This window comes from Carnobacterium divergens, assembly GCF_900258435.1.
GTDB classification, from domain to species: domain Bacteria; phylum Bacillota; class Bacilli; order Lactobacillales; family Carnobacteriaceae; genus Carnobacterium; species Carnobacterium divergens_A.
In genome coordinates this window covers 925,935-949,148 of sequence record NZ_LT992558.1, presented here as the reverse complement: position 1 = coordinate 949,148, position 23,214 = coordinate 925,935, and the positions used below count along the sequence as shown (strand labels likewise).

Sequence of the window (23,214 nt, the reverse complement as noted above, 5' to 3'; positions counted from 1 at the left end):
AAGTTCATCTAAGATGAACTTCCTCTTTTTATGTTTATTCGCCTCGATCTAAACGATATAACCTTTGGTAACGTTCATTCGTAGCTAAAAGCTCCGTTGGGGTGCCAAAAATCTCAATTTTCCCATTTTCAAGAAAAATTACTTGATCCATTTGATTCACGCCTTGTAAATGATGGGTAATCCAAACAATCGTTTTATCCTTCAATACATCAAACAATGTATCTAACAACTTTTGTTCTGTAATTGGATCTAAGCCTACTGTCGGCTCGTCTAACAGCACAATGGGTGTATCTTGCAATAGAATCCGTGCCAAGGCTAAACGTTGTCTTTCGCCTCCAGAAAAGCGACCACCAGCTTCTTCTACTAGTGTATGAAAGCCTTCTGGCAAACTTGCAATCATTTCACCTAATCCAACTTGATAAAGCGCTGCGATCACTTCTTCATCCGTTGCTTTAATATTCCCTAGACGGACATTATTTAGTACTGTGGTATCAAATAGATACGGACTTTGATTCATCACTCCAACCCAATTTGAAATCCTATCTCCAAATTCATAAGTTGGAATACCATTAATCGTAATTTCGCCTGCTGTTGGCATTAAATCGCCACGAAGCATTTTGCCAAGCGTACTTTTACCAGCGCCACTTTTACCTAACAACGCAAGTTTTTCCCCTTTCGCTAAAGTAATCGACAACTCATCAATAATTGTTTTATGGCTCTTCTCATAAGAAAACGACACCTGTTGAATACAAAGTTCTTGAAAAGCACCTTCTGTTATTGCTGCCGCACGTTCAGTTGCTTCATCATTAGAATCATCAATCTTCGGTAACGCGTTCATACGTTCCACTGAATCCTCATAGATAGGCAATTCAGAAACGGCTTGAGGAATCGGTGCAAAAGCATCAATTAATGGAAAAACGGCTAGCACGAAAGCGGCAATCCAGTTGGCACCACCGCCATGATTCCCTTGAAAAACCGTACTTGTCCAAACTAAAACAGCTAGTGCAATTAACCCAAAGCAAAGCTGAACTAAGAAATCACGAACACGATCAAATCGTTTGATTTTTTCATCGTAATCACGAACTTCTGCTTCACTCGCTTCATAACTAGTGATAAAGTCATGCTTTCTGCCACTAAATAGCCAATCGCCTACACCTAAAACCGCATCTGTTAATTGATCGTATAAACCATTACGAGCGGTTTTTTGAGCGTACATTCTGGCACCGTTCACTAAAACCGATACTAGCGGCATTAAGATTGTGACAACCGCTAGCATCAACAACATCATTAGCGAAAATGGAATTGAAAAGAAGCCCAATCCAATCACAACTAAAATATAAATACCCCATGAAATCAATGTTGGAAAAATAGTTCGTAAATACAAGTTTTGGATGTGATCGATATCTTCTGCTAAAATAGCTAAAATATCTCCCGTCTTGTATTTTCCTTTAAAGAAGATTGCTTCTTTTTCTAAAGAACGATACAATTTCACACGTAAATCAGAGGTCATTTTTAACACCCAGTTATGACTCACTAAGCGCTCAACGTAACGAAACGTTGGTCTGCCAATCCCGAAGGCTCTCGTTAGTACAATGGGAACATAAACCAGCATAATGTTTTCAGGTAAACTAGCCGAACGACTAATTAAGTACCCAGAAACAAACATCAACGCACTTCCACAAAATAGCGTCATAAACCCTAAGAATAAAACAAGGTATAATAATTTACGATATTTTGCCATATAAGGCTTCACCCAATTATCTTCACGAAACGTTTGACGCATTTTTTGCATCATTTTTTTATTCATTTGGTAGCTCTCCTCTCATTTGATTCATCAAGGAGACATACGCCCCATTTTTTGCTAGTAATTCTTCGTGAGTGCCTGCATCTACAACTTTGCCTTGATCTAAAACTAAAATCATATCCATTTCATTTGTCCAATGCAATCGATGCGTAGCAAAGAATACTAAATGATTTTCCATCAAAGGCAGAATGGTTTCTTTCAAGGCAACTTCTGTTTCGATGTCTAAATGAGCAGTTGGCTCATCAAACAGTAAAATTTTACGTTCCGTCTCTAGAAAAGCTCTTGCAATCGCGACTCTTTGGGCTTGACCCCCACTCATCATTCGACCACTTTCACCAACAAAGGTATTCAGCCCTTCTGGCAGCTCTTCAATAAATTCTTTCAGCCCTGCTTTTTGGGCCGCCATTAAAACCGCTTCATCATTTGCTTTTGGTTGATAAAAACGAATATTATTCGCTAACGTATCATGGAACAAATAAGGTTTTTGTGGAATATAAACCATTTCTTTTTGCCAATTACGCTGTGCAAAATGAGGGATTTTGGTACCATTTAGTTCAATTTGAGTTCCATCGATTGGCTGTAAAAAACCACCAATTGTATCAATAAAGGTTGATTTCCCAGATCCACTGGCTCCAATCAAACCAATTTTCCCAAAGCCCTTCCATTCAAAATTCAACTCATCAATGGCTAAACGATCATTATTTTCGTAGGAAACCTTTAAGTTGTTGATTTTTAGTGTACTTTCAGCATTCCAAAGAGAAGACTCATCTGATAAAACCTCAACATCCGTCGGCGTCTCTAATGCTAAAACATCCAAAATAGCCCCCATGGCATTTTTCCCATCTAAAGTTGCGTGATAATCGCTTGAAAATTCTCTTAAAGGCAAGAAAAATTCAGGTGCTAAAATCAATACTGTCAAAGCTGGCAATAACAACAGCGCCCCTTCAAGTAAACGCAACCCTAAGAACAATGCGATTACTGCAATGGATAAGGTTGTAAAAAAGTCTAGTGCAAACGTTGATAAAATCGCTATCTTCAGCGTACTGATGGTGGCTTTTCGATAGCTTTCGCTCACATCATGCACATTTTTACGGTATTTCTTACTTAGACCTAGTAACTTTAAGGTTTCCAAGCCTTGTAAGGCATCCACAAAATGATTTGATAAAATACGGTACGTTTCATATTGTCGATCTGCTTTCCCTTTAGCAGCATAGCCTAAAATAATCATAAAAAGAATAATGATTGGAAAAACAATAATCATGATTACACCTGAATCAACATCTAATGTGAAAACATAAATTAAGACAATCCAAGGTATCATCATCATATTCATCATTTTTGATAAAAATAAGGTGATGTAATTTTCCGCTTGACGGATACCTTCTAACGCCATTGTCACAACGTTTCCGGTTCCTGATTTTTGAACCATATTAGGCCCTAATGAAAAAACTTGGTTCAATAATGCTTTTCGTAACTCTTTGCCTTTTTCATATGAATACTTATCTAGAAGATGTTCTCTAATTAGTGTCAATAAATGACGACCACCAAAAGCTAAAAAAAAGTACAGCATTCTGGTCAGCTGATGAGACAATCCTTCACCGTTCCATAATCCTGTAATTGAAAGGGCCAAATACCTAGCTTGAAAAATAATCATAAAAGCTTGCAGAAAAGAAATTCCTGCAAGCATTATCATCATTTTTTTCATGCCAGATAAACCCAATAAGCGTTTATCCATCATAATTAATATTTCACCGCTTTTTCCTTAGTAATTCGTTTGCGGAAAACGTAGTAACTCCAACTTTGATACGCAATAACAAATGGCAAGATTGAAAGTGATAACCATGTCATTAGTTTTAACGTATACGGAGAACTTGAAGCTGTTTTAATCATTAAATCAAAGTCAGGTGAGATTGAACTTACCATGACACGTGGGAATAAACCAAAGAACAATAATGCGACTAAAGCAATTAAAGTCAACCCACTTGTGATAAATGACAACCATTCTTTGTCTTTATAAATTCCGTATGTTGCTAGTACACTTAGCAATACAATCACTACTAACCATGCTAGTGTTGATACAGGGTGAATATCAAAGAAGTCAGTTGAAACATACAACAAGCCTGCAAATGCTACTAACCCAACAAACAAGACTAAATATAATTTTTTCCCATAAGCTACTGCACGATCTCTTACTTCACCGATTGTTTTTAAACGGATGTAGTTAAAGCCATGTAACAAGCATAATAATGTTAATGCAACACCCCCAACAAGTGAGAAGGGTGTAAAGTAAGACGTAAACGTTGCAGTCATATTTCCGTCAGCATCTAGTGGCATTCCACTTACCATACTGGTAAATAGAACTCCAAAAAAGAATGGTGGAATAATGCTTCCAAAGAATAATGTCCAATCCCAGAAGTTACGCCCTTTTTCTGTTTCCATTTTGCCACGGAACTCAAACGATACACCGCGGATAATCAAACCGAATAGGATTGTAAACAAAATTAGATAGTAGCCACTAAATACAGAAGCATACCAGTATGGGAATGACGCAAACATCGCGCCCCCAGCAGTTAACAACCAAACTTCGTTCCCATCCCAGACAGGACCAATTGACTCAATAATTTGTGAACGCTCTTCCCGGTCTTTTGCTAAAATACGAGTAGACATCCCCACGCCAAAGTCAAATCCTTCTAAGAAGAAGAAGCCTGCGAATAGGACACCGATTAAAATAAACCACAAAAACTGTAAGTTACTGATATCACTCATCTCCGAAAGCCCCCTTTTCAAATGGATCTACATTTGCTTTAGAATCATGATCTTGACTTTCTAGCTCATGGTAAGGACCTTTGTCCATCTCTTTTTTCACAAGGTAAACCATTACGGCACCAAGGCCTGAGAATAAACAGAAGTAAATAATATTACTAATTAATAGCGACGTTGTTGAAACGTTTGGTGATACACTATCCGCAATCGTAAAGACGCCGTATACCGTCCATGGGTAACGACCCAATTCCGTAATCAACCAACCTGCTGTATTCGCAATAAATGGGACAAACGTACAAAATGCAATGACACGTAATAACCAGTTCATTTCCATTAACGTTTTCTTCTTATTATTAAACCATAAGCCCAGAACAGCAACTAGTGATAAGAATACCCCACTACCAGCCATAATTCTGAAACTCCAAAAAAGAGTTCGAACCGGTGGGAAGTAATTCTGATTGCCGTATTTTTCAATCAATTCTTTATTAATTGACAGCATGCCTCGAATGGCACCTTCTGGTTTGTTAAATGAAAGAATACTTAATAAATAAGGGATTTCCAATGACCAAGTTGTTTCTTTCTTTTCAACGTCATGAATGCCTAGTAATGCCCATGAAGCAGGATCTCCAGAATCTTCATACAAACCTTCTGTTGCAGCAAATTTCATTGGTTGATCGTGTACTAGAGCTTTTGTTTGTAAATCTCCACTTAAAATAGAGCAAACGGCACCAATCAAGCCAAGTGTTAAGCCGATATTTAATGACTTTTTAAAGAATGATGTGTCTTTTTTAGCAAGTAGTTTAAATGCTGATAAACCAGCAACCACAAAGCCGCCAAGAACTACCGCACCAAATAATACGTGACTAAATTCATACCATACTTGAGGACTTGTTAACAATGCACCAAAATCATTTAATTCAGCGCGACCATTGTTTAATTCGTATCCTACTGGATGTTGCATAAAGCTATTGGCTACTAAAATCCAGAAAGCCGACATCATCGAACCAAAGACCACTAACCAAATAAAGACCATATGAACTTTTTTGCTGAATTTATCCCAGCCAAAAATCCACAATCCAATAAATGTTGACTCTAGGAAGAAGGCTAATAACGCTTCTACCGCAAGTGGCGCTCCAAAAATATCTCCTACAAATCGAGAATAGTCTGACCAGTTCATCCCAAATTGAAACTCTTGAATGATCCCTGTTACTACCCCAACAGCAAAACTTAATAGGAAAATATGTCCCCAAAATTTTGCCATGTCTTTATAGACATCTTTTTTCTTCACAACATACATCGTTTCCATGACAGCAACTGCTAAAGCTAATCCAATTGATAATGGCACAAAGAAATAATGAAAAACGGTTGTCATCGCAAACTGAAAACGTGCTAGTGTAACGATATCTAATCCCACTACAAAAAACCTCCTCTTTTTATGTTCATTTTCATAAAACTAATTTTGATATTAATTTTTTGAACTTCACTCTATATTATAATCATTATAAAAAGTTTTACAACCATTAGGGACAAAATTTCTGTTGACTTTCTAAAAATGGCTATGATATAAGCTTTTCAAATAACAGGATAAAAGTCCCACTTGATTAGTTTTTCTTTTGTTAATAACGTCATTTTCTTATTTTCAACACCTTGCGCAATCCCGTAGGCGACAGACATATCTAAGTAGGCCATTTTGTGGTCTCCTTCTACATAAGAAATACTGGCTTTTTCATAAAATAGTTCTGATAAGTAGTAGCTATTGTGTAGGTCGTTCGCAAACTGAATTCCTTTTTCAAGGTAAATTTTAGCATCACTGTAGGCTTTCTTTTGTCGATGAATGGACGCAATGTTATAGAATATCTTTGTAAGCAAATAAGACTTTTCATTCATTGAAACACTGTTAATCGCCAATAAGCTATCGTGAAGAAAGTTCATTCCTTCGGCTTCTCGTCCTAGATCAATGTAAACTTTCCCTAAACAACTTAAAATTAGCACTTCATAGGTTGTAAAATAATGATTATTAGGAGAATAAGTATATTCTAAGGCCATCGTTAAATCATTTAGTGCACCTTTATAATCACTGTCTACGTAATAACGACAACTTCCCTTACAATAGTAATAAAACTGCAGATCAACATCTTCGTGAAATTCGTTGATGCAATTATTTTGTTTTAAAAATGCTTTTAGCTGATCGTATTGGTTATTGTCAAAATAATCACTCATCTTTTTTAACGTGTCTTTATTTGAAGAAATATGATTCACATTAGAAGAAACAGCTTTTTCAACAGAGATGCCCAGTCGTTCGCACAATTGATGTAACACTACAGCATTTGGAACTTCTAGTCCACTTTCTATGCGGCTCAAGACACTTTGGGAGCAAATTTTTTCAGCTAACGTTTTTTGGGTCATTTTATTCTGTTTCCTAAATTTTTTTATAGTGGAACCGAGATTTGCCATAAAGTGCCTCACTTTCAAAAAATATGCGAATTCGCATTTTATAATTTATATCATTTACTGCATAATGATGTTATTCCATTTTGATGAATAAAAAGTTTATTGGAGGCGAAAACCAATGGGGTATGCTGATCAAATCATCTTCACATTAAATGAAAAAGAGTTTGAAGGATATATCGAAAAAGTTTATGAGAATTCCTTCTTAGTAATAGCACTGAATTCAGACAAAGAGTTCGATGAAAAATACCACGGTAAGTTAATTGTCCGCAAATCAGATTGTCGTTTACTTGAAACTTCTCATTAATAAAAACAGGTACATCATTAGAATAAACTAGCAAAAAATAAGTAGACTTGTCTGCTTATTTTTTTATTTTCCCTAGAATATTAATATTTATTTTAACACTTTATTAGGATTTACGCTTTATTTATTTTTACAGTTTCTTAGTTAGTCTATAAAATCCCACTTCCTATCCCTTTTGAAGAATAAAAAAATAAGAATCAATTATTCTGATTCTTATCTTTGACTAATGATTCCCTCTTGATATGCTTTTAATAACTTCTTTAAGTCAATCAATTGCTTCATTAATTCTTGACCTATATCTGTTTCGCTAACCTTTTTACGCTTTAATTCTAAATCGATGACGCGTCTTGTTGAAATGATGTCTCGTTCATTTTCAATGGCATCCATCCGAGAAGTAAAAGGTTGATGGGAAGCTAGTTGCATACCATAGGAATTGTAGAGCAACGTGTACCCAGCTAAACCTGTTGTTTTTTGATACGCTTTTGAAAACCCACCATCAATGACAATTAACTTTCCATTTGCTTTAATTGGAGTTTCTCCAATCCGTTCCTTGACTGGTGTATGTCCGTTAATAATGTGTCCACAAGTAGCATCTAACTGAAATTCTTCCAAAATCATACAACAACATTCTTCCGTATTACGCAAACGGTAATACGCATTTTTTTTTTCCACATGCGTTTCTTTGTCCTCAATGAAATAACGTTCAAAAGTTGTCATCTGATCTTTTCCAAATAAAGAAGAAGCTGCTCCTGTCCATAAATACCAAATCAAATCTAACTCTGCCATTTTGTCCGTTTCATTTGACTGCGCACTTTTTCTTAACGCTTGTTCAAATTGATCTAACAACTGCTTGCCTTGATAGGAAACCCCATTTAATTTGAGAGACATCAAACTGCCATCCTCATTTAAAGGGACACAGCCATGAATCAATAAGTTATTATTATATGTTAAATACATGCTGCCATGACTATAAAGAAATGCCATATGACGCTGTAACTTTTCACTGTGTTGAAAAGCTTCGCTTAGTTTCTCAATCACGTACTCTTCTTCCTCTGTTAGACGATAGGGATCTAATGGGTCAATCGTTGGAAAATGAGCATTGGTTAAAGGGTAAACTTTTCCTTTAAGGGCAATGGTTTGGTTGTCATAGTCTATTTTAGATAACAGTAGCCGATCTTCCATTTGAAATTCTGGATGGCGTTTAATAATCGGGCCTTCCAATTTAAATTGAATCACCGCAATCGCTTGATGAATCTTCGTAATCTGTTGCAACTCGTCGGTTAAATATGGCGTTGTTTTTTGATCAATTTTAGGTGCAAAACAGGCTCCACTTTCTTTTGAGTAAACTCTTTCTGCAAATGTCAGTAATGGTCTTAATGGAATCCCATAACCTTCTTCAAGAATTGCTAAATTGTCATACCGTGCGCAAATTCTTAATACATTCGCTAAACAAACTTGTGAACCACTAGCTGCTCCCATCCATAAAATATCGTGGTTTCCCCATTGGATGTCCACTGAGTGATAGTCCATCAACGTGTCCATTATCTTATCAGGAAAAGGTCCGCGATCGTAAATATCTCCCACAACATGTAAATGATCTACCACTAATCGTTGAATTAAATATGAGATTGCGCTTACAAATTGAAACCCACGATTTAACGCGATAATGCTTTGAATAATTTCATTGTAATAATCCTCTTTGTCATTAGAATCGTTCGCCTTAAATAGCAACTCTTCTATTATATACGCAAATTCATTAGGAAGGGCTTTTCTGACTTTTGAACGTGTGTATTTTGATGCTACAAAAACGCATAACTCTATTAAACGATTTAAAGTGATTTTATACCATTCGTCAATTTCTTGTTGGCTATTTAAGGCTTCAATCGTCAACGTCATTTTTTCTTCGGGATAATAAATCAACGTGGCTAATTGAGTCCTTTCTTTTTGGGTCAACCGATTGTTAAAAATATCTTTGATTTTTTCTTTGATATTCCCTGAACCGTTCCGTAACACCTGTTGAAAAGCCTCATACTCGCCATGGATATCGCTAATGAAATGTTCCGTGCCTTTTGGTAAATTTAAAATTGCTTGCAGATTAATGATTTCAGTCGCGGTTTCCCCAATTGTTGGAAATTCTTTTGCTAATAAAGTTAAGTATTTTTGATTGCTGTTCATCTCGTATTAACCTCCACCATTCATAATAAAATAGCTATACCAATAATTATAACACATATTTAAATAAGTTCGAATGAAAATGAATTAAAGAATGAAAACGACCCAAACCAATCTATACCAAAAATAAAAAAAACGATTTTTACGGGTTACTTTTAAGCGTTAATCTAAAAATCATCTTGGCAATAGTTTGATTTCTACCTATTAAGTGTTAAAATGAAAAACGATTGAATTCAATTTTATCTATTAGATAGATTATTTTTATAAGAAAGGTCTTACTATGTCGACAACCCATTTAAACCGACTTTACCTATTTTTATCGAGTTTTGCCTTAATTCTCGTTGGAAGTATTATCTTAAAGATAAACACATCCTTGCTTTCTATTTTCACCTTGTTAATGATGTTGGCATTGCTAATTGATAGCCTGTCTCATTTTTCTCAATTTTTATTAAAACGCAAACTAGACCTGAAAATTTTAAAAGATAGTCTTATTAAAATTATACTCGGCTTGAGTTTTTATTTTTTTTCAACAATGTCGTATCAATTTTTATTTACTGTTTTCGGTTGTTATACGTTGTTAAAAGGCTTTGCAAAGCTAGTTAGTTATCGCACTTATTATAAAAATCAACTCGTTGGACGTTTTACGCTTTTAGTAAGCGGACTGTTTCTTTCGATTACAGGTATTTTATTAATCTTCTCACCTTTCCTATCCTTGGAACAAATTTTAATTGCTTTTGGGGTGTACTTTATTCTTTCAGGTTGTGGCAACCTTTATTTATTGCTAATGAGTTACCTTCCAAATTCAACCATCGACCACTTGAAACGTAAAATAAAAATTACGCCTCCAATCTTTTTAGAAGCTTTTGTTCCAAAACGCGTTTTAACTGAAACAAATAAAATTTTAAAACCTAGTGAAGTAGTCAGTGAAAAAGCCGTTTTTTCAGAACGAAAATCAGACATCATGCCCGACTTAGAAATTTATATTCACGTTACAGAAAAAAGTTTTGGGTCCATTGGTCATATGGATCTATGTTTTGAAGGTGAAATCATTTCTTATGGCAACTATGATGAAGATTCCTATCACTTATTTGACACTATGGGGGACGGCGTTTTATTGACAACAGACAAAGCGTCTTATATTCCATTTTGCATTAAACATAGTCAAAAAACATTGTTTGGTTTTGGTATTCAGTTAACCCCTCAGGAAAAGCAAGATGTCGCAAATGCAATTAAAGACATCAAGGCTCAATGTTATGAATGGAAATCAAATTATAGTTTAGCTCTTGCTCAAGATCCTTTGGTTGATCGAACTAACTATCAAGATTACGCTAGTCTAGCTTGTTACCAAGCAAACAGTAAACTATACAAATTCAATCGAGGGCCTTTTAAATCCTATTTTGTTCTCACAACCAATTGTTGCTTACTTTCTGATTCCATTATTGGACCATCTGGGATTGATTTGTTATCTATGAATGGCATTTTAACCCCAGGAACGTATTTAAATTTTTTACGCCATGAATTTAAAAAACCAAATAGCGCCGTCATTAGTTATGATATTTACAATTAATAAAAAGGAGAGCCCTCGGGCTCTCCTTTTTAGCTGCTTTTATTTACATCTAAAATAGTGTAACTACGTTTATCATAACGATGGCGGCTTCTTGAATATTCAAAAGGTTTGCCGTTTTGTAAGTATACAACTTGCTCTACTTCAAGTACCGGATCATGCGGATCACACTCTAAATAATCAATGTCATACTCCGAAGCCTTGTCTGCATGTATTTTTCTAAACGCTCCACCAAAAACCAAGCCCAAATCTTCTTTTAAATAACGATAAATCGATCCCAATAAAATATCTTCCGTTAATCCTGTCACAATATCTGACGGCATATACGTATGTTCAAGAACGTAAGGTTGACCTTCTAAGTAGCGCAAGCGAATTAGTTTATAGACCGGTTGATTTTCCTTTAACATCAATTGTTCCATCACTTTTTCACTTGGAAATTCAATATCAAAGTAAATAATTTTACTTGTGATTTTTTTATCTGGTAACTGTTTTGTTAATCCATCATATTCTTCTGCTTTTGTATCAAGTTGATTAATCAGTGCATTTTTCATTACAAATGTCCCCGCACCTCTTTGACGATAAATCAACCCTTCCATCGCTAAGATATCCAAGGCTTTTTTCATTGTCATACGACTAACATCAAATTCTTTTGATAAGGTTACCTGATCTGGAATCAACGAATCTACCGGATAAACACCCTCTTGAATTCTTTTTCTAATAATTTTTGCGATTTGTTGGTATTTAACCATTGGAAATCCACCTCTTTGCTACTTCTTTTCTTTATCATAACCCATTTAATTTAAAAAGACTAGTCTTTTTGCGATTCACATCCAGTAAAAAACACACAATCCATTGATTGTGTGCTAACTTTCCATCGTATAAATCATTTCAAACAAGCAATCTGCCAACATTCGATTGGTTAAATTATTCATCATTCCAATTAACGGCAAACTTTCTTGAAAGGTGATAAAATGTTGATAAATCTCACGTTTTAGTGAATAACCAATATTCGCTTGATCTAATTTAGAAAATACCTCTCCTACAATCTGCTGACGCTGAACTTCTCTGATACCTCTGAAATCAATTACTTTCGTGGTATCGATTGCGAAATTTGTCCATTCCACTATCGCCGTTTTATTTTTCACATCCACTTCGATTGAACTGGCTAATTTCTGACTTGAATCTAATTCCACATTTCTAAAAAGACAAGTAATTTGACGATTTTTAGGTAGTATCTCTAATTCACCCCTTAACGAAATCGTCAATTGCTGTTGCTTCCAATCAAGTTTAAAGGTCGTCTCTAAACAAGCATTTTCTATCTCTTCATACAAGGTAAACTCATTATTAGATCCTGGGAAAATATGCACTTCTAAATTCGTTGGTACGTCTTCCCCGTTTTTAGAACCATCTCGATTCATCGGGACAATCCCTCCCGCTTTGGCAAAAACAGGATAGTCCGTTTGACTGCGAAAAACTTTAAGCATCGTTCCACCCTGGTAACGAACTCCAGTAAAAAAATCATACCACTTGCCAGCAGGAAACCATACCACGACTTGACTTAATTTTAAATCACTATCGGACTTTGTTGTAATTGGAGCTACAAATAATTCTGTTCCAAAATAAAACTGATTAGGCACTTCATAAGCCAGCTCATCCATCGAATTTAAATAATACATCGGCATCACCAAAGGCAACCCTTCCGTATGAGTCAGATAATTGATTGTATATAAATAAGGAACGAGTCGATGTCTTAATTGTAAAAAGTAGCGCATTGAGTTAAAAATCATATCATTAAAACGCCAAGGCTCTTTACTGTTAAAAGGATTATCCGAACTATGCAGCCGATTGATTGGACTAAACGTCCCTAATTGCATCCAACGTAAAGTCAGCTCCTCATCATGAACCCCGTGATAATGACCGCCAATATCGTGACTCCACCATGTATACCCGATATTTGCTGCCGTTGCTGTGAAATAAGGTTGAAAATCTAATGACTCCCAAGAAATCACCGTGTCACCAGAAAATCCAATTGGATAACGCTGACTGCCAGGACCGATAAAACGCGATAGAATTAAACCTTCTGAGTGATTTTTCTGATTGTCTAAATAATGATAATGATTCAACAACCACATAGGATCTAAGCCCAAAATTCGACTATTCACTCCCTGTTGCCAATCAATCCACCAAAAATCAACACCAGTAGCTTCCAGCGGATGATGCACATCTTCAAAGTAAGCTTCCCTAAACAATGAATCTGTCAAATCAAACGGAGCCGGTTCTTCATCTGCAGAATTTAAACCTAAGCGTTTTGCAACCCTCAAGTAAGGTTCCTCATACGCGCGAATGCCATCTGCTGGATGAACATTCAAGGTTGTTTTCAATCCTTCTTGATGCAACCACGATAAAAATTCTTTTGGTTGTGGAAATAATTCAAGATTCCAAGTATAGCCCGTCCAGCCACTTCCAAAACGATCAGGAATGGTCGTTAGATGCCAATCCATATCAATTACTGCAACTGAAAATGGAATTTTTTCCACAGCAAAACGTTCGATTAATTCTTGATATTCCTTACTTGAATACTGCCAATAACGACTCCACCAATTGCCCAATGCGAACCTTGGTAATAAAGGTGGGCTTCCTGATAGATAGAAAAAATCCTTTAAAGAGGCTAAATAATCTCGTCCATAAGCAAAAAAATAAAAATCTTGCCCATTGTCCTCCCGCTTTTTAAAATTGTAGTTCTCATCAATCAAAAAAGACGCGGAATCATCCAATAAACTGTAGCCATTTTTTGCCATCAAACCTTCCGACAGTTTTGTGGTGCCGTTAACTTTATCAAGAGTTCTTGCCGTTCCTTTTAAAGTGGTTATTTCATCACCAAAAGTCCATTGATCGTGGTAACTTGCATAGTCAAACTTTAAATCAATGCTTAAATTTTGTGGCGTAAAAGGACCTTTCTTATAATATAAATGGAAATAGTTCGTAGAAATTTCTAGAATTCCTTTTTCTTCTGTTGCTAAAAATGTAACGGCTGGAAAATCACGTCTGGTGACAACTTGGGTACTTTGATCTTCAAAGGTGCCATTTGCAGAATATTCCATTCGGATCAAACGCTCTGTTAAAACCGTAAATCGATAATAACGACCTTGAATGACATTTTCCGGATTAGCTTCGCCTTTTAGCAAAAATTTCTCTCCCATCCGCCTCTTCCCCTTTCGTTAAGATTGATAAAAAAAAGCAATCAAGAACACGAATGAACTTCATTGCTTTTACAATTTTTTTAGACAGCCTTAATTAATGACTACTTTTTCAACTTGGTCGATAAATTCTGAAGGAGGCATTTTTGAAGGAAAACGTTCAATTAACTCACCGTCTCTGCCAATTAAAAATTTGGCAAAATTCCATTCAATTTTTTTCCCATCCGTTTGTTCAACTAAATACTTGTACAACGGATCCGCATCTTTTCCCTTAACCTTGATTTTTTGATGCATTGGAAATGTCACACCATAATTTAATTGACAAAATTCCATAATCTCATCATTGCTTTTAGGGTCTTGCATCATAAATTGGTTGCAAGGAAATCCTAAGATTACAAAATCCTTTTCTTTAAATTGCTCATACATCGCCTCTAAGCCTTCTAATTGAGGTGTTAAGCCACATTTACTTGCTGTGTTAACAATTAATAGGACTTTGCCTTTGTAGTTACTTAAAGAAACTTCTTCGCCGTTCATTTGAGTCACATTGAATTGATATACTGACATTGCAATCCCTCTTTTACAAATAGTTTCTTTTATTGTATCAAACATTGTGTCATGTGGGTACGAATTCGATTTAAAAAAAAGATTGCCCTGTCAAATGAACAGAGCAACCTTTTCTTTTTTAATCGTTAAAGCCATTTTGGCTACTGATTTGTTTAAACCAATGTCCACTTTTTTTAATCGTACGTTTCCCATCTTCTGCAAGATTTACGGAAATAAATCCGTAACGATTTTTGTAAGCATTGTTCCATGACCAGTTATCCATACACGTCCACATATGGTAACCTTGACAGTTTGCACCTTCGGTAATAGCTTGGTGCACGTATTTTAAATGGTCTTTCACAAAATCAATTCGGTAATCATCTTCGATTTCACCTTTTTCATTAATGAACCGTTCTTCGCCTTCAACGCCCATTCCATTTTCAGAAATATAGCAACGAATATTGCCATAGTTTTCACGCACATTGGTTAAAATATCGTAAATTCCTTTTTCATAAATTTCCCAACCACGGTACGGATTCATTTTTCGACCTGGCATTTCATAGGTATCAAAGTAATCCTCTGGCATCGGTCCATTCGTATGATCAATTGGCATTTCTTTGGCTTTGACGCGTCTTGGTTGATAATAGTTAATCCCTAATAAATCAACTGTATTTTCTTTAATAATAACTAAGTCTTCTTCCTCATATACAGGTAAATGATCAATTTCTTTTAACAATTCAACCAATTCGACTGGGAATTCTCCTTTAACAGAGGGGTCTAAAAAGGAACGGTTAAAGAACGCGTCTGCAATGACTGCCGCCTTCACGTCAGCTGGATTCGTTTCATCCCGCGGATAACTTGGTGTCAAGTTTAGAATAATCCCAATTTCTCCATCCAGTTTCATCCCATGATAAGCAGCAATCGCCTTAGCGCTAGCTAGCATTTCATGGTACCCCACTTGAACAGCGTGCTTTAAATTAATCTCTAAAGGATAATGAAATTGATACAAGTACCCTGCTTCAACCGGTACAATCGGTTCATTATGCGTAAACCATTTTTTCACTCGATCGCCAAACAGTTCAAAACACGTTTTAGCAAAAGCTACATAAGCATCTACCGTTTCACGATTTAACCAACCGCCTTTTTCTTGTAAAGCCATCGGCATATCAAAATGATATAGGTTCATAAATGGTTCAATACCATTCGCAATCATATCATCAATATAGTCATTATAAAAAGCAACAGCTTTTGGATTTACCGCTCCCACACCATCTGGAATTAAACGACTCCATTGAATGGATGTTCGAAAAGTCGTGTGTCCAGTTGCTTTCATTAATTGAATATCTTCTTGGTATTTTTGATAAACTTGTGATGTTTTTTCAGGTCCAACTTGGTTGAAAAATTTTTCTGGTGCTTCTTTATACCAGTAATCCCACATGCTGTCGCCTTTGCCATCGTTTTCGATACGGCCTTCTGTTTGTGGTCCACTGGCTGCTGATCCCCACCAAAAGCCTTTTGGAAATTGATATTCTGTCAATTGACTCACTCATTTCTATTTATCATTATTTTTAAAGTGCTTACATTTTCTTTACACCTTGAATTATACACACTTATACTTTAAATGTCTAGTCTTTTAAAAAACTAAAAAAAGACTTCCAAAAACATTGGAAATCTTCTTAGTTAATCCATCCATGATTTCATTTCTTTTTGTTTTTTTGATGGTTGTAAATAAACAACCAAACAGAAAATCATCCCAACAACATCAAGTATCGGAATAAATTGACAGATTATCCCTAGCACAATAAACCTTCTAGTTGAATACCCTGCGTCATGAAAACGTCGAACAGATAAATTAAGAATAGGGATCACAGATACTATTTTATAAATTAAAAATATTCCCAACATGATGGTTGTTTCATTTAAAACTATGTAAAGCAAAAAACAACTCCCATTAATAAGCCCATCACATAAAAGAGTCAACCAAAATTCTAACCTGGAGGTACTTCCCTTGGAATTAAAGCCATTTTTCCATAAATTTTTATACGCTTCTATCAAAAAATCACTCCTTATCCACTTATTATAACACACATTATATAATAAGGCGTAAAAATTGAAACATAAGCTAGCTTTTACCTAGTTATGTTCCAATTTTCTTATTTTTTATTTTTATTAAATAGATAGACAGCCACACTCATAAGAGCAATCCCTACCAGTATCCAAAGCAGTTGTTGCCATTCACTTGTTTGCGGCAGCAGGTGAATTTCTTGATCCTTAATATTGGTTTCTTTATCCACTAATGCATGTTCTTCTTCGTTTTTTTCTGGAGGATTAGTTGCATCCTTTTCGGTATTCGTATTTAGTATTCCAATTACTGGAATACTGGTTTCGCTAGTGGCTTCAATCGTTTCTCCAAAAGCTGATTGAGTCATCAACAATAGAAAAAACACTGTACAACAAAGGAACAAATAGAAAAAACTTTTTTTCTTCATTATTATTTCGTTACTGACTCGCCATTTTTATCTAATACTTCAAATTTCAAATTCATGTTGTAAGAAACTTTTGTACTTTCACCTGTTAATTTTTCTGGGTCAACGGTTCCTTTGTAAGTAAATTCATACGCACCTACGTTAGCCTCTAGCTTGCCTAGCAACTGATTAACATTTTCTTTTACAACACCATTAGTTACAACATCAATTGCATCTCCTGTTTTTGGAGTAAGACTTAATTTTGTAATAGCCGCTTCTTCAGATCCTGAAAATTTTGATAAATTCACATTAATTGGACGTCCTGATAAATTTTTCACAGTATAATTGTAAGCCATAATTTCTTTGTTTTCTTTTTCTGGGTTTGTGTTAAAGGCAACGCTCGTTGGTATCGTTACTTTTAACCATCTGTCGTCTCCTTCTGGAATGTTTTCTTCTGGGTCTGTATTGTCAAGTTTTCCAAGCGTTCCTTTCACTGGAATCTCAACTCCTGTTGCTGGGTCGTATTGATCACCCTCTGCATTATTGATTGTTTCGTAACCTGTTGGTGCTTGTTCTTCTGCAAAAACTGCTTGCCCTGTTCCTAAAACCATTCCTGCTAATACGATTGGTGCTACTACATTTTTTTTCATTTTTTTCTCTCCTTAAAATTTTTATTTATATTCAATAGCTTCTACTATTAAATTTATTCATTTACTTGAATCGTTACTACTGCTTGAGTAGTCCCTCTTTTTTGTTTCGTTTTATTATCGTATATCTCAACATTTGCCGTTGCTTTATACGTTCCTGCTGTTAATTTTTTTGCTAACTTAGCTTTTGTTATTTCATAACCAGGCTGAATCATACCCGATTCATATACTAAGCTTTTATCACTGTCTAAATTTACTTTGACATTGATTGGATAGGCATTGACTGGTTCATTTTTGATGTATAGATTTCCTGCTAGTGTTTCTTGGTTGAATGTCGCTTCTGGGAAAATAGTTAACGTAAATTGTGTTTCATCTACTTCCTTTTGTTTGAAAGCCTTCATTTCCTTAGCTGTCATTTTATGTGCATCTTTTGTAGCTGGAAAAGCTTCACCGGCAACTAAATTCCGAGGATTTTGATTGACTTTATACCAGTAATAGCCTCCTCCTAACAGGATCGCTAGTAGTAAGAAAAGAAACACCCAGAGAAAAATTCTTTTTTTTCGTTTATTTTTTTTTAGTTTCATTGACTGCTCCTTTCTATTCCTTAATTGCAAATTTTAAAACCAGACTGCTTTCTGCATATAAAGAATTTTTTGATTCAGGGTTAAAATAGTTCCCTTCAAAAGAAAGCGCACTTCCTGTTTTTGGATTTAGCTCCACAAGGTCCGTTGCTTTAGACGTGACATTTAAACTTCGTGCAACTTCTTTACCATCTACGTTAAGATTCAATCTCAACGAGTTGCTTCCGTAAGTTGGATCGGATTCTTTTTCTGATAAGTAAGTAACCTCTGAATTTTGTTTAACTACAAAAGAATTCATCGAAACCATGAGTGTCGTATTATCAGAATTATTCTTAATTTTGTATTTTTTTGATGTTACTTTTTCTTTATGATTTGAATCCGAAAAGAACAGCATTTTGGTTGGAATTGTCACATGTACCCACTCGTTTTTTACATTGACTTGGACATCGTAATCAAACTGAACTTTTTTCCCAGAATGAAGAGTTTCTTCGACTCGAACTTTTGCCAGTTGTTTGCCAGGTTTTGTCGTGTCTGGAAAAACAACAAACTTTACTGGTTTAATCTGGTTATACTCTTTAGAATCAATATATTTTGCCATGTTCTCTCTAAAATCATCATCTAGTTCTTTGGTCGTTGTTCGTAAGGGCGTTGACGCTTCTTTTGTTTGCAATTGATTGATTCTTAATGGCTGAAATCCTGACTCTGTTACCTCATAATAACTGTTCTTTAGTTCAGCATTTTCTTGAATTTTATTTTCATTTACAATTAAATGATTTCGTTTTGGTTCTGCATGCCACAGATCAATTAAATCGCCTTCTTTTAACTCAACTGTCTGAAATTCATTTATTTTGTTTAATGCATCGTCTTGACCATATGCACTTGCTACTGTCAGCGAAGGATTTGATTCATCTTCTAATATTTGAGTTTCTTGGTTTAACTTTTTTATACCCACTTGATAATAAATTTTTCCACCAAATTCGCTATGAACCATAGAATCTGCATTTTTTCGTTTGACTCCTACTTGATCTGTTAAGGTATAGGTTTTCAAACCTGATTCATGTAGTGTGAACACACCTACGGAATCATCATAAGCTCCTTGTAAAGACAAACTCTTGCCCCATTTCACAGTTACCGGAACATCAATATCCACTGTCTTTCCCTTCCCAGTAACTGTGACCCTAAGTTTTTGATCCCCTACAAGTGTTGTATCTGCATTCGTTTTAATTGCCACTGAGTAATCGTTAGTTCCTACTACTTCTTCGCCTAAATGAACATTTTTTACTAGTTCCTTTAGATTGCTATTTGCGATATTCGTGCCTAGATCAACCGCTTGTGGAATTGCTTCTGCAGTCAAGTTTCGATTGTCCACCACGTTGTAATTCAAATGAACATCTGATTCAATAGAATAATCATCCAGCCTATCGGTTATTCGAACGATAGCTTCAGTTTGGCCCACTTTACTAAAATCTGGTTTTTGAATGTACGTATAAGTAGGGCTGTCTGTCAATGATTGTGTCAATGTAATGTAACTAGTTGCCGCTGGAATTGGCGAATTCAATTCTACTGAACTTGGCTCGCTTGTTGTAAAAATAAAAGAAGGTGAGTCTAATATAGGTGCAAGGTTAACATTTTTTTCTGATTCATCTATATTTGAAATCGTTCCATCAATATAAAGAATCCAAGGGTTGTAATACGCTGCTTGATTTGAAGAACTATCTTTCATATAAACTTCCGTACGTTTTATTTTTACATTTGGTGTTGTGAGTTTATTTTTCAGCCTCTGAATGACTAATTTTTCTCCGCCATCTGTAATTCCAATCGAAATCGTTCCATCCGTTTCAAAAGACAACCCACCAGCTTGGACTTGGATGATTCCTTTCATCCAGGTATTTTTATCTGGACCGTATTCTTCACCTTCCCACTGGGGTATATCAATAATAATTTGGGAACCTTTTTTCCAACCTAAATGTTCTATAGAGTCTTCGATTCTTTTTTGCAATTGTTTTATAATAATATCGCCTTTATTAGCAAACATAAGACTTATATCTATTCTTGCCCATTGTGGAACGTCCGCCCACTGCGTTGACAAATAAGGTGAAATAAAGCTTTTCTCTTCTATTGAAAAAGAGCTTAGTGGTTTTTTAGGTGTTTCTTCATTTTCTTCAGCTTTAATCGTTGCTCCACTGCATAACAACGTTAGAAAAGGAATATAAATCAAGTACTTTTTATTCATCAATTGCTCTTCATCCTTTAGTTTTATATTTTTTTATCCGCTAAAAAGCAATGGTTCTTTATCTTTTCATAACTAAACAAATACTCATCTTTTGTAAATTAATCTAATGATTTGTTACGGAATTATTTATAACTTAAAAAATGAAAATAAAAAAAAAGAAACCTATATATAATAGGTTTCTGCTCGGATTAAAACAAGGTTATATAACCGTAAATTAATCATTAGATTAGTTTACAATTATATGATACTTTGATATTCTAACATGGATAACACAGTAGATGTTGACAGATTTATGTCTAGCAGTAGACACAATAAAGAAAAAGGAGCGTTCTATGTATTCAAAAATCCTCTCTGAATCAAGGCAAAACGAGCTATTGGTACTCTATGCTATCATTCAAAAAAAACAAACACTGCACTCTTTATCAACTCAATTAGCCATTCCCAGTCGGACAATAAAGAGTTATTTGCAAAAGCTAAACATCGAAATTGAAGAATTAGTTGATTTAAGCAACTTTATTCATGCCAATTCAAAAGGAGAATATACCATCAATCCGTTATTTTCTGAAAAAAAGTTGGTCGTCTACCATCAACTAAAACTACATTATCTAAAAAAATCGCCTTATTTTAGTTTAATCGTTCTTCTAACGACCAATTATCAACTCTCAGTTACCGAATTGGCGGATGAGTTGTTTGTTACCTCTTCCTATTTAAGCCGAATTATAAAATCTCTTAACGAAAAATTATCAGTCTTTGATTTTCAAATCATTAAAGAAGAGTCTTATGTCAGATTAACTGGCAATGAGCTATCCATTCGTATTTTCAGCTTCCTTTTGTTGGGGGATGCTTTTCAAAGCTTAGAATGGCCCTTCAAGCAATTCACAAAAGACGAGTTACGCCACGAGCTTCCTAAAGATATTTTAAACGATTCAGCTAAACGATCTGATACAAAGAAAAACTTGCTCTATTTTTTATTCGCCGTTCTTACAATTCGAATTCAACACCAAGCATTTCCAAAAAAACCGACTCCAGAAGAGCTCGCTATCTTAGAACTTATTCAAAAAAATCATGATATTGCACGACTTTTTAGTTCTCATTCTTTTAATGATCTTCCATTTAAAGATAATAAAAATGAGATTCTTTATTTTAATTTTTTTACCAGAATTTTTCTTTCAGATATTATTTTACATGAAAAAAAAATTGCCCTTGGAAAAGTTTTTTCAAAAAAAGAGGAGGATGCAACAGCCTTCGCCTTTCAATTAACCAACGCGCTTAAGCAGCATTTTAAAGGCAACTTTACAGAAGAGACAACATTTCTTTTCATCTATTATTTCACGTTGCTTTATGTTTTTTTTCAACTCATGGGAGCTAAAATTCCTTATTTTTTAGAACTTCATTTTCCAAAGCCTGTTTATAATCTTTCTGTTAACGATTCAAAAATGATTGAAATCAAAAAGTTCTATGATCATTTTTCAAAAAAGGTACTTCACAATCAGCATTACGAATTATTAAAGCACACTCTTTTAAGAGATTATTTTTGTAGTTTAATTTATACATTATTGCAAATCGTTAAGACTCCTCGAATTTTTATTTACTTACAAATAACCAAAGATTTTACTGGGAAATTTTTTATTACAGAACAATTATCTACTATTTTTAACGCTGAAACGGTCGTCATTACTGAAGATGTGCGTAAAGCCCATCTAATTATTTCAGATACTCTTGAGCTATCTACGAATTGCAAATCTATTTTTTTCTTAAGCTCTCTGAAAAATCAACATCAGTGGTACGAACTTATTCAGATCATTCAACAATTATTATTAGAAGAACTCTTTGTTGAAGAGACCTCGGAGGAAAAAAATGAAAACAATTGGTTACGCTAGAATCAGCACAAGCCATCAACAATTAGATGCACAAATAATTGCGTTAACAAGATATGGATGTGACAAAATTTATACAGAACAAGAAAGTGGACGAAAAATAAAGCGACGTCAGTTGGACATGGCGATTGCTTCGCTTGAAAAAGGAGATACTTTTGTCATTTTTAAGTTAGACCGCTTGTCACGAGGAACAAAGCACTTACTTTCTTTAATGGAATTCTTTAATGAAGCAGAGATTAATTTTGTGAGTATCCAAAATAATATTGATACCAGCACTTCAATGGGAAAATTCTTTTTTACTATTATGAGTGCCTTTGCAGAAATGGAAGCCGAACTCATCCGAGAACGTGTTCTCTCAGGTTTAGAAGCGGCTAAGGAAAAAGGCGTCACACTAGGCAGACCGGTGGAAAATAAAAACTTAAAAACGGTCATTGATCAATACCTTAATACAGACTTATCCATTACAAAAATTGCGAAGTTAAATCAAATCTCAAGACCTACTGTATACAATTATTTAAAAAGAGAAAACATTCCTAAACGGATTAAAACTCATTAATAAAACGTTATACACTGCATTTCTCCAACTATCAGAATAAAAAAGTTAACCTTTTTTTCA

The 23,214-nt window shown here is 35.0% G+C and carries 19 protein-coding genes; 4 read left to right on the top strand and 15 right to left on the bottom strand.

Features of this window, described 5'->3' with window-relative positions; translation table 11 throughout:
* Positions 1–34: 34 nt before the first annotated feature.
* The 5 genes from cydC to CDIMF43_RS04865 all read right to left on the bottom strand — a co-directional run bounded on the left by cydC (position 35) and on the right by CDIMF43_RS04865 (position 7,021).
* A complete protein-coding gene (gene cydC / locus CDIMF43_RS04885) occupies positions 35–1,795 on the bottom strand; it encodes a thiol reductant ABC exporter subunit CydC (protein WP_193553777.1) in 1,761 nt (586 codons plus the stop codon).
* A 4-nt stretch (positions 1,796–1,799) separates the two neighbouring features.
* Positions 1,800–3,542: a thiol reductant ABC exporter subunit CydD gene (cydD, locus tag CDIMF43_RS04880; RefSeq protein ID WP_109841339.1), complete on the bottom strand. Its 1,743-nt coding sequence runs from the start codon at positions 3,540–3,542 to the stop codon at positions 1,800–1,802.
* Between the two features lie 2 nt (positions 3,543–3,544).
* The gene (gene cydB / locus CDIMF43_RS04875) at positions 3,545–4,561 is read right to left on the bottom strand and encodes a cytochrome d ubiquinol oxidase subunit II (protein WP_034573695.1); all 1,017 of its coding nucleotides are present in this window, start codon (positions 4,559–4,561) and stop codon (positions 3,545–3,547) included.
* A 1-nt stretch (position 4,562) separates the two neighbouring features.
* Positions 4,563–5,981 (bottom strand): cytochrome ubiquinol oxidase subunit I, encoded by a 1,419-nt coding sequence (locus CDIMF43_RS04870; protein ID WP_074401432.1) that lies wholly within the window; start codon positions 5,979–5,981, stop codon positions 4,563–4,565.
* Between the two features lie 158 nt (positions 5,982–6,139).
* On the bottom strand, positions 6,140–7,021 hold the full coding sequence (locus CDIMF43_RS04865; RefSeq protein ID WP_109841338.1) for a helix-turn-helix domain-containing protein: 882 nt from the start codon (positions 7,019–7,021) through the stop codon (positions 6,140–6,142).
* Between the two features lie 115 nt (positions 7,022–7,136).
* Between CDIMF43_RS04865 and CDIMF43_RS04860 the strand changes: the two genes are divergently transcribed.
* Positions 7,137–7,322 carry a hypothetical protein gene (locus CDIMF43_RS04860; RefSeq protein ID WP_074401430.1) on the top strand — a complete coding sequence of 62 codons (186 nt, stop codon included), beginning with the start codon at positions 7,137–7,139 and terminating at the stop codon, positions 7,320–7,322.
* Positions 7,323–7,532: 210 nt separating this feature from the next.
* Here the strand turns inward: CDIMF43_RS04860 and CDIMF43_RS04855 are convergent, their stop codons facing one another.
* Entirely contained in the window at positions 7,533–9,494 is a 1,962-nt protein-coding gene (locus tag CDIMF43_RS04855) for a fructose-1,6-bisphosphatase (protein WP_109841337.1), read from the bottom strand.
* A gap of 277 nt (positions 9,495–9,771) precedes the next feature.
* Here CDIMF43_RS04855 and CDIMF43_RS04850 point away from each other — a divergent pair, with 277 nt between their 5' ends.
* Positions 9,772–11,058, top strand: a complete 1,287-nt coding sequence (locus tag CDIMF43_RS04850; RefSeq protein ID WP_074401428.1) for an HdeD family acid-resistance protein — start codon at positions 9,772–9,774, stop codon at positions 11,056–11,058.
* Between the two features lie 29 nt (positions 11,059–11,087).
* On the opposite strand, the gene CDIMF43_RS04845 is transcribed toward CDIMF43_RS04850, so the two are convergent.
* The 9 genes from CDIMF43_RS04845 to CDIMF43_RS04805 all read right to left on the bottom strand — a co-directional run bounded on the left by CDIMF43_RS04845 (position 11,088) and on the right by CDIMF43_RS04805 (position 20,721).
* The gene (locus tag CDIMF43_RS04845) at positions 11,088–11,804 is read right to left on the bottom strand and encodes a GntR family transcriptional regulator (protein ID WP_074401427.1); all 717 of its coding nucleotides are present in this window, start codon (positions 11,802–11,804) and stop codon (positions 11,088–11,090) included.
* Positions 11,805–11,918: 114 nt separating this feature from the next.
* Complete coding sequence (locus tag CDIMF43_RS04840; protein ID WP_109841336.1) at positions 11,919–14,255, bottom strand: glycoside hydrolase family 31 protein; 2,337 nt, start codon at positions 14,253–14,255, stop codon at positions 11,919–11,921.
* A 90-nt stretch (positions 14,256–14,345) separates the two neighbouring features.
* Positions 14,346–14,816, bottom strand: coding sequence for a glutathione peroxidase (locus CDIMF43_RS04835; RefSeq protein WP_074401425.1), 471 nt, complete (start codon positions 14,814–14,816; stop codon positions 14,346–14,348).
* A gap of 118 nt (positions 14,817–14,934) precedes the next feature.
* Positions 14,935–16,332: a glycoside hydrolase family 1 protein gene (locus CDIMF43_RS04830; protein ID WP_109841335.1), complete on the bottom strand. Its 1,398-nt coding sequence runs from the start codon at positions 16,330–16,332 to the stop codon at positions 14,935–14,937.
* A 143-nt stretch (positions 16,333–16,475) separates the two neighbouring features.
* The gene (locus tag CDIMF43_RS04825) at positions 16,476–16,850 is read right to left on the bottom strand and encodes a DUF805 domain-containing protein (protein ID WP_162532913.1); all 375 of its coding nucleotides are present in this window, start codon (positions 16,848–16,850) and stop codon (positions 16,476–16,478) included.
* A gap of 98 nt (positions 16,851–16,948) precedes the next feature.
* Positions 16,949–17,230: an LPXTG cell wall anchor domain-containing protein gene (locus CDIMF43_RS04820; protein ID WP_135017043.1), complete on the bottom strand. Its 282-nt coding sequence runs from the start codon at positions 17,228–17,230 to the stop codon at positions 16,949–16,951.
* Positions 17,231–17,286: 56 nt separating this feature from the next.
* Entirely contained in the window at positions 17,287–17,910 is a 624-nt protein-coding gene (locus tag CDIMF43_RS04815; RefSeq protein ID WP_109841332.1) for a hypothetical protein, read from the bottom strand.
* Between the two features lie 53 nt (positions 17,911–17,963).
* A complete protein-coding gene (locus CDIMF43_RS04810; RefSeq protein ID WP_109841331.1) occupies positions 17,964–18,491 on the bottom strand; it encodes a hypothetical protein in 528 nt (175 codons plus the stop codon).
* Between the two features lie 13 nt (positions 18,492–18,504).
* A complete protein-coding gene (locus CDIMF43_RS04805) occupies positions 18,505–20,721 on the bottom strand; it encodes a hypothetical protein (protein ID WP_109841330.1) in 2,217 nt (738 codons plus the stop codon).
* 332 nt (positions 20,722–21,053) lie between these two features.
* Here CDIMF43_RS04805 and CDIMF43_RS04800 point away from each other — a divergent pair, with 332 nt between their 5' ends.
* Together CDIMF43_RS04800 and CDIMF43_RS04795 are read left to right on the top strand one after the other, a co-directional pair.
* Positions 21,054–22,601 carry a helix-turn-helix domain-containing protein gene (locus CDIMF43_RS04800; RefSeq protein WP_162532912.1) on the top strand — a complete coding sequence of 516 codons (1,548 nt, stop codon included), beginning with the start codon at positions 21,054–21,056 and terminating at the stop codon, positions 22,599–22,601.
* Positions 22,579–23,154: a recombinase family protein gene (locus CDIMF43_RS04795; RefSeq protein ID WP_074401417.1), complete on the top strand. Its 576-nt coding sequence runs from the start codon at positions 22,579–22,581 to the stop codon at positions 23,152–23,154. The genes CDIMF43_RS04800 and CDIMF43_RS04795 overlap by 23 nt, the downstream gene beginning before the upstream one ends.
* Positions 23,155–23,214: the final 60 nt, after the last annotated feature.

What these genes read in the sequence shown, in the direction of transcription:
- cydC (WP_193553777.1), bottom strand. Translation starts at nt 1,795, where the DNA reads ATGATGCAAAAAATGCGTCAAACGTTTCGTGAAGATAATTGGGTGAAG.
- cydD (WP_109841339.1), bottom strand. Translation starts at nt 3,542, where the DNA reads ATGATGGATAAACGCTTATTGGGTTTATCTGGCATGAAAAAAATGATG.
- CDIMF43_RS04865 (WP_109841338.1), bottom strand. Translation starts at nt 7,021, where the DNA reads ATGGCAAATCTCGGTTCCACTATAAAAAAATTTAGGAAACAGAATAAA.
- CDIMF43_RS04860 (WP_074401430.1), top strand. Translation starts at nt 7,137, where the DNA reads ATGGGGTATGCTGATCAAATCATCTTCACATTAAATGAAAAAGAGTTT.
- CDIMF43_RS04855 (WP_109841337.1), bottom strand. Translation starts at nt 9,494, where the DNA reads ATGAACAGCAATCAAAAATACTTAACTTTATTAGCAAAAGAATTTCCA.
- CDIMF43_RS04850 (WP_074401428.1), top strand. Translation starts at nt 9,772, where the DNA reads ATGTCGACAACCCATTTAAACCGACTTTACCTATTTTTATCGAGTTTT.
- CDIMF43_RS04845 (WP_074401427.1), bottom strand. Translation starts at nt 11,804, where the DNA reads ATGGTTAAATACCAACAAATCGCAAAAATTATTAGAAAAAGAATTCAA.
- CDIMF43_RS04840 (WP_109841336.1), bottom strand. Translation starts at nt 14,255, where the DNA reads ATGGGAGAGAAATTTTTGCTAAAAGGCGAAGCTAATCCGGAAAATGTC.
- CDIMF43_RS04835 (WP_074401425.1), bottom strand. Translation starts at nt 14,816, where the DNA reads ATGTCAGTATATCAATTCAATGTGACTCAAATGAACGGCGAAGAAGTT.
- CDIMF43_RS04815 (WP_109841332.1), bottom strand. Translation starts at nt 17,910, where the DNA reads ATGAAAAAAAATGTAGTAGCACCAATCGTATTAGCAGGAATGGTTTTA.
- CDIMF43_RS04810 (WP_109841331.1), bottom strand. Translation starts at nt 18,491, where the DNA reads ATGAAACTAAAAAAAAATAAACGAAAAAAAAGAATTTTTCTCTGGGTG.
- CDIMF43_RS04805 (WP_109841330.1), bottom strand. Translation starts at nt 20,721, where the DNA reads ATGAATAAAAAGTACTTGATTTATATTCCTTTTCTAACGTTGTTATGC.
- CDIMF43_RS04800 (WP_162532912.1), top strand. Translation starts at nt 21,054, where the DNA reads ATGTATTCAAAAATCCTCTCTGAATCAAGGCAAAACGAGCTATTGGTA.
- CDIMF43_RS04795 (WP_074401417.1), top strand. Translation starts at nt 22,579, where the DNA reads ATGAAAACAATTGGTTACGCTAGAATCAGCACAAGCCATCAACAATTA.